Origin of the sequence: Streptomyces tagetis, assembly GCF_018069565.1 — a bacterium.
In the GTDB taxonomy this organism is placed as follows: Bacteria; Actinomycetota; Actinomycetes; order Streptomycetales; family Streptomycetaceae; genus Streptomyces; species Streptomyces tagetis.
Window position 1 is genome coordinate 466,222 of the sequence record NZ_JAGPNL010000002.1, and the last position, 17,506, is coordinate 483,727.

General features: G+C 75.9%; 7 protein-coding genes. 3 read left to right on the forward strand and 4 right to left on the reverse strand.

Annotated elements, in window-relative coordinates; translation table 11 throughout:
• Positions 1–26: 26 nt before the first annotated feature.
• Together J5Y05_RS10180 and J5Y05_RS10185 are read left to right on the forward strand one after the other, a co-directional pair.
• On the forward strand, positions 27–11,003 hold the full coding sequence (locus J5Y05_RS10180; protein ID WP_210870560.1) for a non-ribosomal peptide synthetase: 10,977 nt from the start codon (positions 27–29) through the stop codon (positions 11,001–11,003).
• On the forward strand, positions 10,990–12,690 hold the full coding sequence (locus J5Y05_RS10185; protein WP_210870563.1) for an ABC transporter ATP-binding protein: 1,701 nt from the start codon (positions 10,990–10,992) through the stop codon (positions 12,688–12,690). The genes J5Y05_RS10180 and J5Y05_RS10185 overlap by 14 nt, the downstream gene beginning before the upstream one ends.
• 46 nt (positions 12,691–12,736) lie before the next feature.
• Here the strand turns inward: J5Y05_RS10185 and J5Y05_RS10190 are convergent, their stop codons facing one another.
• The 4 genes from J5Y05_RS10190 to modA form a co-directional block, all read right to left on the reverse strand.
• Positions 12,737–13,849 (reverse strand): alpha/beta hydrolase-fold protein, encoded by a 1,113-nt coding sequence (locus tag J5Y05_RS10190; protein ID WP_210870566.1) that lies wholly within the window; start codon positions 13,847–13,849, stop codon positions 12,737–12,739.
• A gap of 146 nt (positions 13,850–13,995) precedes the next feature.
• Complete coding sequence (locus J5Y05_RS31710) at positions 13,996–15,084, reverse strand: ABC transporter ATP-binding protein (RefSeq protein ID WP_247614429.1); 1,089 nt, start codon at positions 15,082–15,084, stop codon at positions 13,996–13,998.
• Positions 15,081–15,938: a molybdate ABC transporter permease subunit gene (gene modB / locus J5Y05_RS31715; RefSeq protein ID WP_307853817.1), complete on the reverse strand. Its 858-nt coding sequence runs from the start codon at positions 15,936–15,938 to the stop codon at positions 15,081–15,083. The genes J5Y05_RS31710 and modB overlap by 4 nt, the downstream gene beginning before the upstream one ends.
• Positions 15,935–16,765 (reverse strand): molybdate ABC transporter substrate-binding protein, encoded by an 831-nt coding sequence (gene modA, locus J5Y05_RS10200; RefSeq protein WP_210870569.1) that lies wholly within the window; start codon positions 16,763–16,765, stop codon positions 15,935–15,937. Before modA ends, modB begins: the two co-directional genes overlap by 4 nt.
• 240 nt (positions 16,766–17,005) lie before the next feature.
• On the opposite strand from modA, the gene J5Y05_RS10205 reads away from it, so the two are divergent.
• Positions 17,006–17,476, forward strand: coding sequence for a molybdopterin-dependent oxidoreductase (locus J5Y05_RS10205; RefSeq protein ID WP_307853819.1), 471 nt, complete (start codon positions 17,006–17,008; stop codon positions 17,474–17,476).
• Positions 17,477–17,506 lie beyond the last annotated feature (30 nt).

Consider the following 17,506-nt stretch of genomic DNA (forward strand, 5'->3'; position numbering starts at 1 on the left):
GGCCCCGGAGGGGTGTTGAGTCTCCGATGAGGCAACCGACCGACCGACACGTACGGCTTTCTCCCGCCCGGCTGGACGACGTACGCCGCCGGGCCGGCGACTACGACGACCGGACCATCACCCGGGCCTGCGCCGTCGCGCTGGCCCACTGGGCGCACGGCGACAGCCCCGAGGGCATCGACCTCGCCCCGGGCACCCTCTTCGCCGACGTCCTCGGCTGGGCCCACCACGGCGGTGCCGGCAACGCCCCGTCCACCGGCGGCGACGGCCTGGACATCCCCGTACCGGAGGGCGTCGACCCGGCCGAGGCACAGCTCGCCCTGGACGACCTCGCCGACTTCCCCGGCCGGCCCCTCGGCACCATCGGCCCCCGCGGCGCCGCCCAGCGGCTCGCCGACCTCGCCGCGTGGAACGACACCGCCGCCGACCGGGACCGCCCCACCCTCGTCGAGATGTTCCGCGCGCAGGCCGAGGCGCGGCCCGACGCCGTCGCCGTCGTCGACGAGCACCGCACCCTGACCTACCGCGAGACGGACACGCTCTCCGCCCAGCTCGCCCACGACCTGCTCGCCCGCGGGCTCCGCGCCGAACAGGTCGTCGGCATCTCCCTGGACCGCAGCGCCGACCTGGTCATCGCCCTGCTCGCCGTGGTCCGCGCGGGCGGCGCCTTCGTCCCGCTCGACCCGCGCTGGCCCGCCGCCCGCCGGGCCGCCGTCATCGAGGACGCCCGCGTCGTCCTCCAGCTCAACGCCACCGGCGAGCACGCCCCGGACGAGCCCGAGGCCGCCGCCGTCGACCTCGCCGACTGGCGCTACGCCGACCGGCCCGCCGAGGGCCCCGGCCTCGTGATCCCCGGCGCCGCCCTCGCGTACGTCATCTTCACCTCCGGCTCGACCGGACGGCCCAAGGGCGCCATGATCCGCCACGAGGCGATCAGCGAACGCCTGCTGTGGCAGGCCGGGGAGATCCTGGGCTTCGGCCCGGACGACGCCTCCCTCTTCAAGGCGCCCCTGTCCTTCGACATCTCCGTCAACGAGATCTTCCTGCCCCTGGTGCGCGGCGGACGCCTGGTCGTCCTGCGCCCCGGCGGCGAACGCGACCCGCACCACCTGCTCGGCGTCATCGCCGAACACCGGGTCACCTTCACCTACCTCGTCTCGTCCATGCTGGACGTCCTCCTGGAACTGGTCGGCGACTCCGGGCGCCTGGACAGCCTGCGCCACGTGTGGTGCGGCGGCGAGGTGCTCACCCCCGAGCTGTACGAGCGCTTCCGCGCCCGGCTCGACATCCCCCTGTACCACGGCTACGGCCCCGCCGAGACGACCATCGGCGTCTCCCACGTCGTCTACCGGGGCGCGGCCGAACGCCTGTCGACCTCCATCGGCCGCGCCAACCCCAACACCCAGCTCTACGTCCTCGACGACGAACTGCGCCCGGTCCCCGTCGGCGTCGGCGGCGAACTGTACGCGGGCGGCTTCCTGCTGGGCCGCGGCTACGTCAACGCGCCCGGCCTCACCGCCTCCCGCTTCGTCGCCAACCCCTTCGCCACCGACGGCTCCCGCCTCTACCGCACCGGCGACCTCGCCCGCTGGGCCCCCGACGGCTCGCTGGACTTCCTCGGCCGGGCCGACAACCAGGTCAAGATCCGCGGCATGCGGCTGGAGATCGAGGACGTCGAGGCGGGCCTCACCGAACACCCCGGCGTCCGGCACGCCTGCGTCGTCGCCCGGAAGAACACCGCGGGCGGCACCTACCTCGTGGGGTACGTCATCCCGTCGGCCGGCGCCGAGGGGCTGCGGGCCGAGGACGTCACCGACTGGGCCGCCGGGCACATGGTCGAGTACATGGTGCCCGCCCACGTCGTCGTGATGGACGCGTTCCCGCTCACCGCCCACGGCAAGCTGGACCGGGCCGCGCTGCCCGAGCCGGCCGTCGCCGACGGCGCCTCCGCCCCGCCCGCCACCGAGGAGGAGCGGCTGGTGTGCGAGGCGGTCGCCTCGGTGCTGCGGCTCGACCGGGTCGGCGCCGACCAGGACTTCTTCCGCCTCGGCGGCGACAGCATCCTCGCCATCTCCCTGCTCAGCGCCTTGCGCGCGGCCGGGCTGCACGTCACCGCACGGCAGATCTTCACCCACACCGTCGTCCGCGAACTGGCGGCGGTGGCGAGCCGCGAGGACGTCACCACCGGCGACACCGGCGACGTCCCGGCCGGCGAGGTCACCGGCTCGGCCGTCGTGCGCTGGCTCGGCGAGACCACCGACGCCGTCGACGGCTTCGTCCAGTCCCTGGTGCTCAACACCCCCGCCGGACTCACCGCCGCCGCCCTCGACACCGTCCTGGCCGCCGTCGTCGCCCGCCACGACATGCTCCGCGCCCGCCTGGTGCGCGGCGAGCACTGGGGCTTCCACGTCCCCGAGGCGGGAGCCCCGGCCGGAGCGCTGTGGCAGGAGAGCGACGCCCCCCTCGACGCCTGCGTCGCCCTCGCCACCGAGGCACTGGACCCGGACGCCGGCGTGATGCTGCGCGCCGTCTGGCGGCCCGGCGCCCGCCAACTCGTCCTCGTCGCCCACCACGTGGTCGTCGACGGCGTCTCCTGGCACATCCTCACCGACGATCTGGCCACCGCCTGGCGGCAGTTCGTCTCCGGCTCGCCGATCGCCCTGCCCCCGGTGGGCACCTCCTTCCGCCGCTGGACCCAGCTCCTGGCCCGCACGCCCCTCGACGCGCACGCCGACGCCTTCCGCCGCCCGCGGCCCGCGCCCGACGCACCCCTGGGCCGGCGCCCCCTCGCCGCCTCCGACACCGTCGCCCGGGAACGCCTGCGCACCGTGAGCATCGGCCCCGACGCGACGGCCGCGCTGCTCGGGGAGGTCCCGGCCCGCTTCCACGCCCGCGTCAACGACGTCCTGCTGACCGCCCTCGCCGTGGCCCTCGCCCGGCTGCGCCGCGACCTCGGACAGGACCAGACCCACGCCCACATCGAACTGGAGGGCCACGGCCGCGAGCCCGGCCTCGTCGCCGGCACCGCCGGCTTCGAACCCGACCTGTCCCGCACCGTCGGCTGGTTCACCACCCTGTTCCCGGTGACCGTGGACCCCGGCCCGGCCACCGACCCCACGTCGCCCGGACACCTGGCCGCCGCGCTCAAGGCGGTCAAGGAGGATCTCGCCGCGGTGCCCGGCAACGGCCTGCCCTACGGCGTCCTGCGCCACGTGCACGGCACGGCCTTCGACACCCCCGCGCCCCAGGTCCTCTTCAACTACCTCGGCCGCCACGACGCCGGCAGCACCGAGGAGTGGCGCCCCGCCGGCTCCACCGGCCACCTGGGCGAGCGCCGCGACCCCCGGATGCGCCTGCCGCGCGCCCTGGAGTTCAACGCGATCGCCGAACCCGCCCCCGGCGGGGGCTACGAGCTGGTCACCACCGTCTCCTGGCCCGAGGGCCTCTTCACCGACGAGGACATCACCGCCCTCACCGGCTACTACCACCAGGCCCTGACCGGCCTCGCCGCCCTCGACGGCGGCGGCCACACGCCCAGCGACTTCCCCGGCGTCCGCCTCACCCAGGCCGACGTCGACGCCCTCGACGGCCCCGCCCTGCGCGACATCCTGCCGCTCACCCCGTTGCAGGAGGGCCTGTACTTCCACTCCGTCTACGACGACGACGCCACCGGCAGCTACGTCGAACAGCAACTCCTCACCCTGGACGGCGAACCCGACGCCGGGCGCCTCGCGGCGGCGGCCACCCGCCTGCTCACCGTCCATCCCAACCTCGCCGCCCGCTTCGTGCCCCTCGCCGACGGCCGCGTGGTCTCCGTCCTGGAGGACGGCACCGAGGCGCCGTTCACCGTCCTGGACCGCCCCGGCATCACCGACGCCGACCTGCGCGACCTCGCCGAACGGGACCGGCGGGCAGGCTTCGACCCGGCCGTCGGCCCCCTCATGCGCTACACCCTGGTCCGCGCCGGCGCCGGCCGTCACGTCCTCGTCCAGACCGTCCACCACATCGTCGCCGACGGCTGGTCCGTACCGCCGATGCTGCGCACCCTGCTGGCCGAGTACCACGCCCCCGGCAGCGCCCTGCCCAGCGGCGGCTTCGCCGAGCACGCCCGCCGGCTCGCCCTCGCCGGCGACGCCGAGAGCGACCGGGTCTGGCGCGCGCACCTGGCCGGCCTGCCCGGCCCCTGCCTGGTGGCCGAGGACCACATCCCCTCCGACCGGTTCGCCGACGTCGTCGTCGAGGCGGGGGAGGAGGAGGCGGCGGCCGGGGACCGGGCCGGGGGCGAGACCGGCGTCGACGTCGACGCCGCCGCCCGCGCGGCCGGCGTCCCGCTCAGCGCCGCCGTGCACAGCGCCTGGGCCCTCACCCTGGGCGGCATCCTGCACCGCACGGACGTCGTCTTCGGGTCCACCGTCTCCGGCCGCGACGCCGACGTGCCCGGCATCGAGGACATGGTCGGCCTCTTCATCAACACCCTCCCCGTCCGCGTCCGCTGGAGCGGCACCACCACCGCCGGCGACCTGCTCGCCTCGGTACGCGAGCGGCAGAGCGCCGTCCTCGCCCACCAGCACGTCTCCCTCGCCCGCATCGGCCGCCTGGCCGGCGCCGGACCCCTCTTCGACACCCTCGTCGTCTTCGACGTCGCCACCGACCCCGCCGCCCTGCGCGCCCCCGGCGACACCCTGGCCATCACCCACATCGCCAACGAGGGCGCCCCGCACTACCCGCTCACCCTCGTCGTGGAACGCACCCCCGAGGGCCGTCCCCGCTTCCGGCTCATCCACGACGCCGCCCTGCTCCGCGAGAGCGGCGCCCGCGCGCTGCTGCGCACCTTCACCCGCACCCTCACCGGCCTGCTCACCCGGCCCGGCCACCCGGCCGGCGAGGCGGCCCCCCAGGAAGAGACCCCGGCACCCGCGCGGACCGGACCCGCCACCCTGGGCGCGCTGTTCGACGCCGCCGCCCGCCGCGACCCGGACGCCACCGCCGTCACCCACTGCGCCCTCGACGGCACCACCCGCTCCCTGACCTACGGCGGGCTGGCGGCGGAGAAGGACCGGCTCGCCCAGGCCCTGCGCGCGGCCGGCACCGGCCCCGGCAAGCGGGTCGCCATCGCCCTGCCGCGCTCGGTGGAACAGGTCGTCGCCCTGGTCGCCGTCGTCGGCGCGGGCGGCGCCTACGTACCGCTGGACCTCGCCTACCCCGACGAGCGGCTGGAGTACGTCCTCGCCGACGCCGCCCCGCAGGTCGTCCTCGTCGACCCCGCCCACCGCGACCGCTTCGCCCGGCTCCTGGCCCGCGCCGGCTCGTCCGCCCGCCTCCTCGTCCCCGGCGAGGACCCGGACGGCGCCGCCGCCCCGCCCGCCCCGGTCGGCGAGGCCGGCCCGCGGGACCCCGCCTACGTCATCTACACCTCCGGCTCGACCGGCCGGCCCAAGGGCGTCGTCGTCCCGCACTCCAGCGTCGTGACCCTGCTGGAGCGGACCCGGCCCGCGATGGACTTCGGGCCCCGGGACGTATGGGTGCAGTTCCACTCCGCCTCCTTCGACTTCGCCGTCTGGGAGCTGTGGGGCGCCCTGCTGCACGGCGCCGAACTCCTCGTCCCCGAGTACGCGCTGACCCGCTCCCCGGTCGACTTCCACCGTCTGGTCCGCGACCGCGGCGTCACCGTCCTCAACCAGACGCCGTCCGCCTTCTACCAGTTCGCCGAGGCCGACCGGCTCGCCCCCGGCCCGGCCCGCGCCCTGCGCCGGATCATCTTCGGCGGGGAGCCGCTGGACCTGCGGCGGCTGGGCGGCTGGGTCGAACGGCACGGCACCCGCTCGCCCGAGCTGGTGAACATGTACGGCATCACCGAGACCACCGTCCACGTCACCCACCGCGTCCTCACCGACGAGGACTTCGCGCCGGGCTACGGGGCCAGCCCCATCGGCGGGCCCATCCCCGGCCTCGTCACCCACCTGCTCGACGAACGGCTGCGGCCGGTGCCGCCGGGCCGCGAAGGCGCCATCTACGTCGCCGGCGACCAGGTCGCCCTCGGCTACCTGGGCCGGCCCGGACTGACCGCGTCCCGGTTCGTCGCCGACCCCTTCGCCGGCGACGGCTCCCGCATGTACCACACGGGCGACCTCGCCCGCCGCACCCTCGACGGCGAGCTGGAGTTCACCCGCCGCGCCGACGACCAGGTGCAGCTCCACGGCTTCCGCGTCGAACTCGGCGAGGTGGAGACCGCGATCCGGCAGGTCGACGGCGTGGTCGACGCGGCCGTCGTGGTCGCCGGCAGCGGCGACCACCTCGTCGCGCACGTCGTCGGCCGCGTCCCCGGCGACCTCACCGACCGGCTCACCGCGAAGCTGCCCCGGCACATGGTGCCCGCCCGCGTCCTGGCCGCCGACGCCCTGCCGCTCACCGTCAACGGCAAACTCGACCGCAAGGCCCTCACCGAACGCACCGCCACCGCCGACGCGGCGGCCGACGCCGCCCGCGCCACCGCCGCCGAGCCGCCCGCCGCCCCCGGCGACGACGCCCTCGACGCCCTGGTCGGCGTCTTCGCCGCCGCGCTGCCCGACACCGAGGTCGGCCCCGGCACCGACTTCTTCGCCGCCGGCGGCGACAGCATCGTCGCCATCGGCCTCATCAACCGGGCCCGCGCCCTCGGCCTGCCCATCGCCCCCCGCGACGTCTTCCTGCACCGCACCCCGCGCGCCCTCGCCGCCCACCTCGCCCAGCGCACCCCGGCCCCCGCGCCCCAGATGTCCGCCCCCGCCGAGGACGGCCCCCTCGCCCCGACCCCCATCATCCTGCGCCTACGCGAACTCGGCGGCCCCCTCGCCCGCTTCGCCCAGGCCCGCACCGTCACCGCACCCGAGGGCACCGGCCTCGCCGACGTCCGGCGCGCGGCCGACGCCGTCCTCGCCGCCCACCCCGCGCTCCGGCTGCGGCTGGCCACCGACCACGGCGTGTGGACCCTGCGCACCGAACCGGCCGGCCCGGCCACCGTCGTCCGCGACGACACCGCCGACCCGCAGCGCGCCGCCGAGGAGGCCGCCGACCGGCTCGACCCCACCGCCGGACGGACCGCCGCCTTCACCTGGCTCCCGGCGAGCCGCACCCTCGTCGTCACCGTCCACCACCTCGCCGTCGACGCGGTCTCCTGGGTGATCCTCCTCGACGACCTCGCCGCCGCCCTCGACGGCGCCGCACCGCCCCCGGCCACCACCCCCTACGCCGCCTACGCCGCGGCCCTCGCCGACCCGGCCGGCCATCCCGTCGCCGACCTCGGGCACTGGATCACCACCCTCGCCGCCCCCGCCCCGCTGCCCCCGGCCCGCGGGCTGCGCGAGACCACCGTCGTCCTCGCGCCCACGACCAGCCACGACGTCACCCGCGCCGCGCCCGCCGCGCTCGGCCTCGACGTCACCGAACTGCTCTGCGGAGCCCTGCGCGCCGCCCTGACCCGCGTCCAGCCCGACCCCACCGACCTCGCCGTCGACCTGGAACGGCACGGCCGCGTCCCGGCCCGGCCCGACCACGACTACACCCGCACCGTCGGCTGGTTCACCGCCATCGCCCCCCTGCGCCTGACCGCGCACACCGATCCCCTCGCCGCCGCCCGCGAGGCCGCCGCCCGCATGCCCGACGAGCGGCGGCACATGGGCTACGGCCGCCTCAGGTACCTCGACCCGCAGACCGCGCCGCTGCTCACCGCCCGCCCCCAGGTGCTCCTCAACTACCTCGGCCGGGCCACCGAGGACCGCGCCCTGCACCTCACCGGCGACGGCCGGGGCAGCCCGTACGCCGTCGAGGTCAACGCCTGGACCGACGCCCGGACGGGAAGCCTGCACGCCTCCTTCACCCTCGCCGAGGGCGTCCCCGACGAGATCACCGACCACTGGCTGCGCGCCCTGGAACGGCTCGCCGAGGCCGCCGCGACCGCCGAGCGCACCGCACCGGTCACCCCACTCCAGCGGGGCCTGTACTTCCAGGCCCAGATGACCGGCCTGGCGGCGCCGTACGTCGCCCAGAGCTACTTCACCTTCGACCGGCGCCTGGACACCGACGCGCTCGCCGAGGCCGCGGCCCGGCTCATCGCCCGGCACCCGGTCGTCGGCGCCGGCTTCACCACCGACGACGACGGCAACCCGGTCCAGCTCCTGCGCGCCGGCCGCCGCGTCCCCGTGCACACCGTCGAACTCGCCACGGAGGCGGAGGTCGAGGAAGCGCGCGCCCGGGACCGGGCCACCGGCTTCGACCCGGACCGGCCGCCGCTGCTGCGGCTGACCGTGGTCCGCCGCCCCGACGGCCACGACGGACTCCTCCTCAGCTACCACCTGCTGCTGTGGGACGGCTGGTCCCGCGAGATCGTGCTGCGGGACCTCTTCGACGCCTACCGCGCCGTCCTCGACGGCCGGCCCCCGCTCCCGGAACCGGCCACGCCCGGTTTCGAGGAGTACGCGCGGGAGCTCGCCGCCCGCGACACCGGCGCCGCCGAGGAGTTCTGGGCCCGGCACCTGGCCGGGCTGCCCGGACCGACCCTGCTCGCCGGAGCGGCGCCCGCCCTCGACGACGGACCCCCGCACGCCCACGTCCGCACCCTCGACGCCGAGCGGTCCGACCGGCTGCGGGAGGCCGCCCGCGCCCACGGCGTCACCCTCAACACCCTCCTGACCGGCGCCTTCGGGCTGCTGCTGGCCGCCCGCACCGGACGCGCCGACGCCGTGTTCGGCGTCACCGTCTCCGGCCGCGAGGGCGAGGGCCTCTCCGGCATCGTCGGCGTCCTGCTCAACACCGTGCCCCAGTGGACCCGGGCCCGGCCCGACGCCACCCCCGGCGCCTACCTCGCGGCGGTCCAGGCCGCCCGCGTCGAGGCGATGGACCACGAACACCTCGGGCTCGGCGAGATCCAGCGGGCCGGCGGCCACGACACCCTCTTCGACAACCTGTTCGTGTACCAGAACTTCCTGGACCACGACGCGTTCGAGGCGATGAACACCCGGCACGGCATCACCTCGGTCACGGCCGACGACTCCACCCACTACCCCTTCACCTGGGTCGTCACCCCCGGCGAACGGCTCACCGTCAAGCTGGAGCACCGCGACGGCGACGACGCCGCGGCCCGCCGCCTCCTCGACGACTACCTCCGCGTCCTCGACGACCTGGCCCACCGGGACGGCCCCCTCGGCACCCTGCCCGGCCTCGCCCCCCGGCCCGAGCCCGCGCCGCGCACCGACTTCGGCACGGACACCGTCGTGGACCGCTTCGACCGGGCCGCCGACCGCTCCCCGGACCGCACCGCCCTCGTCGCCCACGGCGCCACGCTCACCTTCGCCGGACTGCGCGACCGCAGCCGGGAGCTGGCCGGGGTCCTCGCCGCGCGCGGCATCGGCCCCGAGACCACCGTCGGCCTCGCCGTCCCCCGCTCCCTCGACTCGATCGTGGCGCTCTTCGCCGTGCTGCGCGTCGGCGCCGCCTACGTACCGCTGGAACTCGACCACCCCGACGAGCGGATCGCCGCCATCGTCGACGACGCCCGCCCCGAGGTCGTCCTGACCGTCGCCGACGTGGCGCCCCGGCTGACCGGGGACCTCATCGCCCTGGACCGGCCGCTGCCCGGGGCCGAGCCGTACACGACCTTCGCCCCCGACGACCCGGACCGGCTGCGGCACCCCGCGTACACCATCTACACCTCCGGCTCGACGGGCCGGCCCAAGGGCGTCGTCACCGAGTACGCCGGGCTCACCAACATGCTCGTCAACCACCAGCGCCGGATCTTCGAACCGGTCCTCGCCGACCACGGCCACCGGGTCTTCCGGGTCGCGCACACCGTCTCGTTCGCCTTCGACATGTCCTGGGAGGAACTGCTGTGGCTGGCCGACGGCCACGAGGTGCACATCTGCGACGAGGAACTGCGCCGCGACGCGCCCCGGCTGGTGGCGTACTGCCGTGAACACGCCATCGACGTGATCAACGTGACCCCGACCTACGCCCAGCAACTCGTCGCCGAAGGGCTCCTCGACGACCCGGACCGGCGGCCGGCGCTCGTACTGCTCGGCGGCGAGGCCGTCCCCCCGGCGCTGTGGCGGCGGCTCGCCGAGACCGAGGGCACCTCCGGCTACAACCTGTACGGGCCCACCGAGTACACGATCAACACCCTCGGCGCCGGCACCTTCGAGTGCGCCGACCCGGTGGTGGGCGTGCCCATCGACAACACCGACGCCTATGTCCTCGACCCCTGGCTGCGGCCCCTGCCGGACGGCGTCCCCGGCGAGCTGTACGTGGCGGGCGCCGGCATCGCCCGGGGCTACCTCGGCCGCCCGGGGCAGACCGCCGACCGCTTCGTCGCCTCCCCCTTCGGCCCGCCCGGCGAGCGCGTGTACCGCACCGGCGACCTCGTCGTCCGCCGGCCCGACGGGCACCTGATGTACCTCGGCCGCACCGACCAGCAGGTCAAGATCCGCGGGCACCGGGTCGAACCCGGCGAGGTGGAGGCCGCGTTCACCGCGCACCCGGCGGTGCGCTTCGCCGCCGCCGTCGCCCAGCCCGACCCCGGCGCCGAGGGCACCCTCCGGCTCGCCGCGTACCTGGTGCTGGACGGCGCAGACCTCGCCACGGTCGCCGCCGAGGTCTGCGCGACCCTGCCCGACTTCCTGCGCCCGAGCCACTACGCCGAGGTCGACGCGATCCCGCTCACCGTCAACGGCAAGGCCGACACCTCGGCCCTGCCGCCGGCCCGGCCGCTCGGCGCGCTGTCCACCGAGGGCCAACGCGGACCGCGCACCCCCACCGAGACCCTGGTGTGCGAGTGTTTCGCCGAGGCACTGGACCTCGACGACGACGAGGTCAGCGCGGTCGGCGACTTCGTCGCCCTCGGCGGACACTCCATGCTGGCGGTACGGCTGACCGGCCTGCTCCGCCGCGAGTACGGACCCGTGATCACCATCCGCGACCTGCTGACCCTGCGAACCCCGGAAGCGATTGCCCGCCATCTCGATGACCACGCCTGACACCCAGCGCCCCCGCCAGGGGGCCGACATCCTGCGCACCGCGCTGCGCCGCAACATCGGAGCCATGGCCGGGGGCACGTTCCTCATGGGCCTGTACCAGGCGGGGGAGACCGCTTTCCCCATCGCCCTGGGCCTGATCGTGGAGCACACGATGCAGGACCGCAGCCCCCGCTCCCTCGGCCTGTCGATCGCCGCCCTGGCGGTGATCATCACGACGGTGTCGTACTCCTGGCGGTTCGGCATGCGCATCCTGCAGAAGGCCAACACGACCGAGGCGCACCGCTGGCGGGTGCGGGTCGCCTCCGGCGCCCTCCAGCCGGTGGCCCGGGACACCGGCCTCAAGTCCGGCGAGGTGCTGACCATCGCCACCGAGGACGCCGACCAGACCGCCGACATCATCGAGGTGGTGCCGCTGCTCATCAGCTCGCTCGTCGCGGTCGCGGTCGCCTCGGTCGCCCTCGGCCTGGCCAGCGTCCACCTGGGGCTGCTGGTCATCGTGGGCACCGTCGCCATCCTGTCGATCCTGAGCGTCATGTCCCGGCGCATCGGCGACAGCACCCGCGAGCAGCAGGCGCGGGTGGCCAGGGCGGGCGCCAAGGTCGCCGACCTCATCACCGGCCTGCGCCCGCTGCACGGCTTCGGCGGCAACCACGCCGCCTTCCGCTCCTACCGCCGGGTCAGCACGGAGGCGAAGCGGCAGGCGGTCACCGTCGCCGGGGTGAACGGGGTCTACGCGGGCACCGCGCTCGCCCTCAACGCCGCCCTGGCCGCCGCCGTCACCCTCACCGCGGGGTGGCTGGCCTTCCGCGGCGACATCACCATCGGCGAACTCGTCATGGCCGTCGGGCTCGCCCAGTTCATCATCGAACCGCTCAAGCTCTTCTCGGAGATGCCCAAGTACGTGATGACCGCGCGGGCCTCCGCCGACCGGATGGCGCTGGTGCTGGCCGCCCCGCCGGTCACCGTCCCCGGCACCGGCCGGCCCCGCGAGGGCGGGGACCTGGAGCTGGACCACGTCCGCCACGGCGCCCTGCGCGATCTGACGTTCCGGGTGCGCGCGGGCGAGTTCGTCGCCGTCGCCGCCTACCAGCCGCGCGCGGCGGCCGACCTCGCGGCGGTCCTCGCGCTGCACGTGCCGCCGGAGACGTACGGGGGAGTGGTGCGGGTCGGCGGGCACAAGCTGGCGGACCTGTCGGCGGAGGGGGTCCGCGAACACCTGCTCGTCAACCCGTACGACGGGGAGATCTTCGCGGGCACCCTGCGCTCCAACATCGACCCCTCGGGCACCAGCGGGTCGGTGGACGAGGCGGTCGAGGCGTCCCTGCTGACCGACGTCGTCGCCCTGCACCGGGCGGGGCTCGACCACGAGGTGCGCGACCGGGGCGCCAACCTCTCCGGCGGCCAGCGCCAGCGCCTCTCGCTGGCCCGCGCCCTCGCCGCCGACACCGACGTCCTCGTGCTGCACGATCCGACGACCGCCGTCGACGCGGTGACCGAACAACTGATCGCCCGGAACGTGGCCAAGCTGCGCCGGGGCCGCACCACCCTGGTCGTCACGGGCAGTCCGGCGCTCCTGGACACGGCCGACCGGGTCCTCGTCCTGGACGGGGGCGCCATCACCGCCGAGGACACCCACCGCAACCTGCTCGCCCGCGACGACGCCTACCGCCGCGCCGTGGCCCGGTAGGCGGCGTACGGGGCCGGGCCGCCGACCGCCGGGGCCGTGCGGCCGGTCAGCGGCCCGGGGCGCTCGGCGCGGCGAGGGCCCAGGCGACGTCCCGCAGCAGGGCCTGGCGCCACCCGGCCCGGTCGTGGTCCGACGCCGAGCGCGAGACCCGTACGACCGCGCCGGCCCGCTCGGCCAGCGTCTCGACCAGCTCGCAGTGCGGCAGCATCCGCCGCTCGTGCTCCCCGACGTCGAAGGCGATCCGCAGCCCGGCCAGGTCCGCGCCCCCGCGCAGCCGCTCGGCGAGGGCCCCGCCGAGCGGGCCGCCCAGCGGGTCCGCCGCCCGCTCGGCACCGGGCGCCCACCAGAACGAGCCCGACTGGCAGGCGACCCGCGTCACCAGCTCCGGGAACTCCAGGGCCGCGTAGAGGGCGCTCAGCCCGCCGAGGCTCTGCCCGGCGACGACGAGCCGGTCCGGGTCGGCGGGGACGCCGGACCCGGCCACCAGCGGCAGCAGTTCGTCCCGGACCGCCTCCCACAGCTCCGGCCGGGCCGCGAACTCGGCCTCGCGGTCCCGGGCCGGGAGGAAGACGAGGGTCACCGGCGGCATCTCGCCCGCGGCGTGGGCCGCGTCGAAGGCGGTCACCGCGGGATGCAGGTACAGCCAGTCGTCCCCGTCGAGCAGCAGCACCACCGGCCCGCCGCCGCCCACCGGATGGACCCGCACGGTACGCCGCCCGCCGAGCCGCCCGCCCGCCCAGCGCAGCCGGGTCCGGGGCAGCGGCAGCACGGCGTCCGGGCCGAGGTCCGGCCAGTGCGGCTGGGCCGGCGCGTCCGGGGTGGCGGCGACGGACCGGTCACCGCCGGCGCCCGCCGGGTTGAACGGGTCGGCGTGGCCCGCGTCCCGGGCCAGGAACCGGTAGGTCACCCGCAGTCGGGCCGGCAGCGGCACCCGCGCGTACCAGCAGTCCGTCTCCTCGAAGCGGCGCAGCGGCACCGGCCCCGACCAGCTCTCGAACTCCAGCGTCGCCGGGGAGCCCCGCCACAGGAACAGCGTCGTCCAGCCGCCCCCCTCGGCGGGCACCGACACGGGCCCCCGCACGGAGGCCCAGAACGCGTCGGTCCCCGGCGCACCGGACAGCCCGAACGCGGCGAACGCGGTTTCCCCCACCAGGCGCATGGACGTCTCCTCGCGGCACACGGCACACACGGACGGCCCACAGGTGAGGTGAGCCTCACCTCATCATGTCACCCCGGATGCACGGGGGTGAAGCCCGGCCCGCCGGGCGCCCGCCGGCGGGCCGGGCGCACGCCCCGGCTCCGGCCTCAGGCCGGATAGGCGTGCGTCTGCACCGCCTTGACGCTGCCCCACACCTTCGCGCCGGGGAACAGGTCCAGTTCGGCGGCGGCGGCCGTGGTGAGGTCGGCGGCGAGCGGGAGGTCCCCGGTCAGGTCGGCGCGGATGCGGTCGCCGTGGGTCTCCAGCCCGGCGACCTCGCACTGCCACAGGTTGCGGGCGCTGGACCCGGTCGGCCGCTCCCGGTGCAGGGTCACGGCGCTCGGCGGGAACGCCACGAAGACCGGTCCGGACAGCTCCTCGGTGATCGTGACGGACGGTCCCTCGTCCAGCCGTACCGTGTGCCCCTCGGCCCGGCCCCGGTAGAGGTTGAGGCCGACCAACTGGGCGATGTAGTCGGTGCGGGGGCGGCGCGCGATGTCCGCCGGCGCCCCCTCCTGCACCACCCGGCCGCCCTCCACCACGACCAGCCGGTCGGCCAGCACCATGGCGTCCAGCGGATCGTGGGTGACCAGCACCGCGACCGCCTCGAACCCGGCCAGGTGCCGCCGGAGCTGGGCCCGCACCTCCAGCCGGGTACGGGCGTCCAGCGCGGCCAGCGGCTCGTCCAGCAGGAGCAGCCGGGGCCGGGTGGCCAGCGCGCGGGCCAGCGCCACGCGCTGCGCCTGCCCGCCGGAGAGCCGGCGGGGCCGGGCGCCCGCGTGCGCGGCGAGGCCCATCCGGTCCAGCCACTCGGCGGCCCGCTCGCGGGCGTCCGCCTTGGCCAGCCCCTGGCAGCGCGGCCCGAAGGCCACGTTGTCGAGCGCGGTCAGGTGCGGGAAGAGCAGGTAGTCCTGGAAGACCACGCCGACCGGCCGGCCCTCGGGCGGGGTGCGGTCCAGCGGGGTGCCGTCCAGCCGCAGATGGCCGCCGTCGAGCGGCACCAGCCCGGCCAGGGCACGCAGGGCGGTGGTCTTGCCGGCGCCGTTGGGGCCGAGCAGGGCGACCACGTCGCCGGGCGCGGCGGTCAGCGCCACGTCGAGCCTGAAGGAGCCCCGGTCCACGACGAGCCGCGCGTCCAGGCCCGCCCCGGCCCCGGTCTCGCGGGCGGGGGATTCGGTACGGTCACGGGTCGTCATGAGGCGGTCATCCAGCGGTCGCGCAGGCCGGCGAGGACCGCGACGGACACGGTGAGCAGGACCAGGCTGAGGGCGATGGCGGCCTCGGGGTCGCTCTGCAGGGCGAGGTAGACCGCCAGGGGCATGGTCTGGGTGCGGCCGGGGAAGTTCCCGGCGAAGGTGATCGTCGCCCCGAACTCGCCCAGCGCCCGCGCCCAGGCCAGCACCGCGCCCGCCGCGATGCCGGGGGCGATCAGCGGCAGGGTGACCCGGCGGAACGCGGTGAACCGGGAGGCGCCGAGCGTCGCCGCGGCCTCCTCGAAGCGGCGGTCGGCGGCGCGCAGGGTGCCCTCGACGCTGATGACGAGGAAGGGCATCGCCACGAACGCCTCCGCGAGCACCACCCCGGCGGTGGTGAAGGGCAGGGTGACGCCGAACCAGGAGTCCAGCCACCGGCCCACGATGCCGTTGCGGCCCAGGGCCATCAGCAGGGCCACACCGCCGACCACCGGCGGCAGCACCAGCGGCAGTGTCACCAGCGCCCGCACCAGCCCCCGCCCGGGGAACTCCACCCGGGCCAGCACCCAGGCCAGCGGCACGCCGATGACCAGGCTCACCGCGGTCGCCGCCGTCGCGCAGATCAGGGAGAGCCGCAGCGCCTGCCACACCCCGGCGCTGGTGAGCTGCTCGGGCAGCCCGCTCCACGGCGCCCGCACCAGCAGCGCGAGCAACGGCACGAGCAGGAAGGCCAGTCCGAGCAGCGCGGGCAGCAGCAACGGCAGCGGCACGCCCCGGCCGCCCACCGCCCACGTCCCCGCGCGCGGGGAGCGCTTGCGGGGAGCGGGCGGGGCGGCCGTCCGTTCCTCGGGGGTCACGGCGTGAGGAACCCGGCCTCGGAGAGGACCTTGCGGCCGGTGTCGGAGCGGACCAGCGCGATGAACGCCTTCGCGGCGGCGGCGTTGGGCGCGTCCTTGAGCAGGGCGATCGGATAGTCGTTGACGGCCTCGGCGGCCTCGGGGAACTCCACGCCCTCCACCTTGTCACCGGCCGCGTGCACGTCGGTCTTGTAGACCAGCGAGGCGTCGGCCTCCTTCAGCTCGACCTTGGTGAGGGCGCCCTTGACGTCCTGCTCGTAGGAGACCGGGGTCACCTTCAGGCCGGTCGCGTCCAGGACCTTCTGGGTGGCGGCGCCGCACGGCACCTCCTTGTCGCACAGGACGACCTTCAGGTCCGGCCCGGCGAGGTCCTTGAGGGAGGCGATCTTGTCCGGGTTGCCGGGCAGGGTGGCGATCTCCAGTTGGTTGCGGACGAAGGTGACGGGCTCCCCGGAGGCGGCCCCCTCGTCCGTGACCAGCTTCATCGTCTTGGTGCTGGCGGCGGCGAACACGTCCGCCGGGGCACCGCTGTTGATGCCGGCGGCGAGGCTGTCGCTGCCGCCGAAGTTGAAGGTGACCTTGGTGCCGGGGTGCGCCTTCTCGAACTCCTCGCCGAGCGTCGTGAAGCTCTCGGTGAGGGAGGCGGCGGCGAAGACGGTGACCGTCCCGGAGAGCTGCCCGGCGGAGGCGGAGCCGGAACCGGAGGAGGCCGGGTCGGCGGCGGAGGAGTCACCCGAGGACGAACAGGCGCTCAGGGTCAGCAGTGCGGCGGCGCCCACGCCGGCCATCCGCGTCATCCGGCGGGTCCTGCGCACGGTTCGGGTCATCACGGTTCACTCCCTCGGGTCCTGACGGACACACATCCACGGTCGCGCGCCGGCCGCGGCCGGCCGGATCGCCGCGGCGACCGGCGGGACCGGAGGCCCGTGCACGCGCTGATGATAATGCCGCAGATACCAGGGGAAAGACACCGGTCACCTCGCATGAGCCCGATCTGTGACCGGTAGCCTTGGCAGGTGCGTTTGCACTACGGACCGCTGGGTACGGTCCCCCGGGAGGTGATAGCCGTGAGCCGGTCACCCACGGCCGCCGATGCGCCGGCCGAGGTCGTCCTCACCGGCGACCTGCGCCGCCCGGCCCGCCTGACCGTCGCCGCGCTGCTCTCCTGGCCGCAGCACGGGGCCCGGGTCACCTTCGAGTGCGCCGGCTCCGGCATCCGCCGGCACCGGTTCACCGGACCCCGCCTGCACGACGTGCTCACCGCCGCGGACCCCGTCTTCGACCCCACCCGCCGCAAGGACCGGCTCCGCTTCCTGATCGCCGTGCGCGGCGCCGACGGCCACCACGCCCTGCTCTCCTGGGCGGAGATCGACCCCGACTTCGGCCGGGCCCCCGTCCTGCTCGCCGTCAGCCTCGACGGCACCCCGCTCGACGGCACCGGCCCCCAACTGGTCCTGCCCCAGGACCGCTGCGGCGCCCGGTACGTCAGCGGCATCGAGGCGATCCGGGTGGACGGCGGCTACGCGGCCTGGCACTGACGTCACGGACCTGAGGGCACCAAGCCCACG

Bases quoted from the DNA above. Each gene is read 5' to 3' on its own strand.
- J5Y05_RS10180 (WP_210870560.1), top strand. From the start codon at position 27: ATGAGGCAACCGACCGACCGACACGTACGGCTTTCTCCCGCCCGGCTG.
- J5Y05_RS10185 (WP_210870563.1), top strand. From the start codon at position 10,990: ATGACCACGCCTGACACCCAGCGCCCCCGCCAGGGGGCCGACATCCTG.
- J5Y05_RS31710 (WP_247614429.1), bottom strand. From the start codon at position 15,084: ATGACGACCCGTGACCGTACCGAATCCCCCGCCCGCGAGACCGGGGCC.
- modA (WP_210870569.1), bottom strand. From the start codon at position 16,765: ATGACCCGAACCGTGCGCAGGACCCGCCGGATGACGCGGATGGCCGGC.
- J5Y05_RS10190 (WP_210870566.1), bottom strand. From the start codon at position 13,849: ATGCGCCTGGTGGGGGAAACCGCGTTCGCCGCGTTCGGGCTGTCCGGT.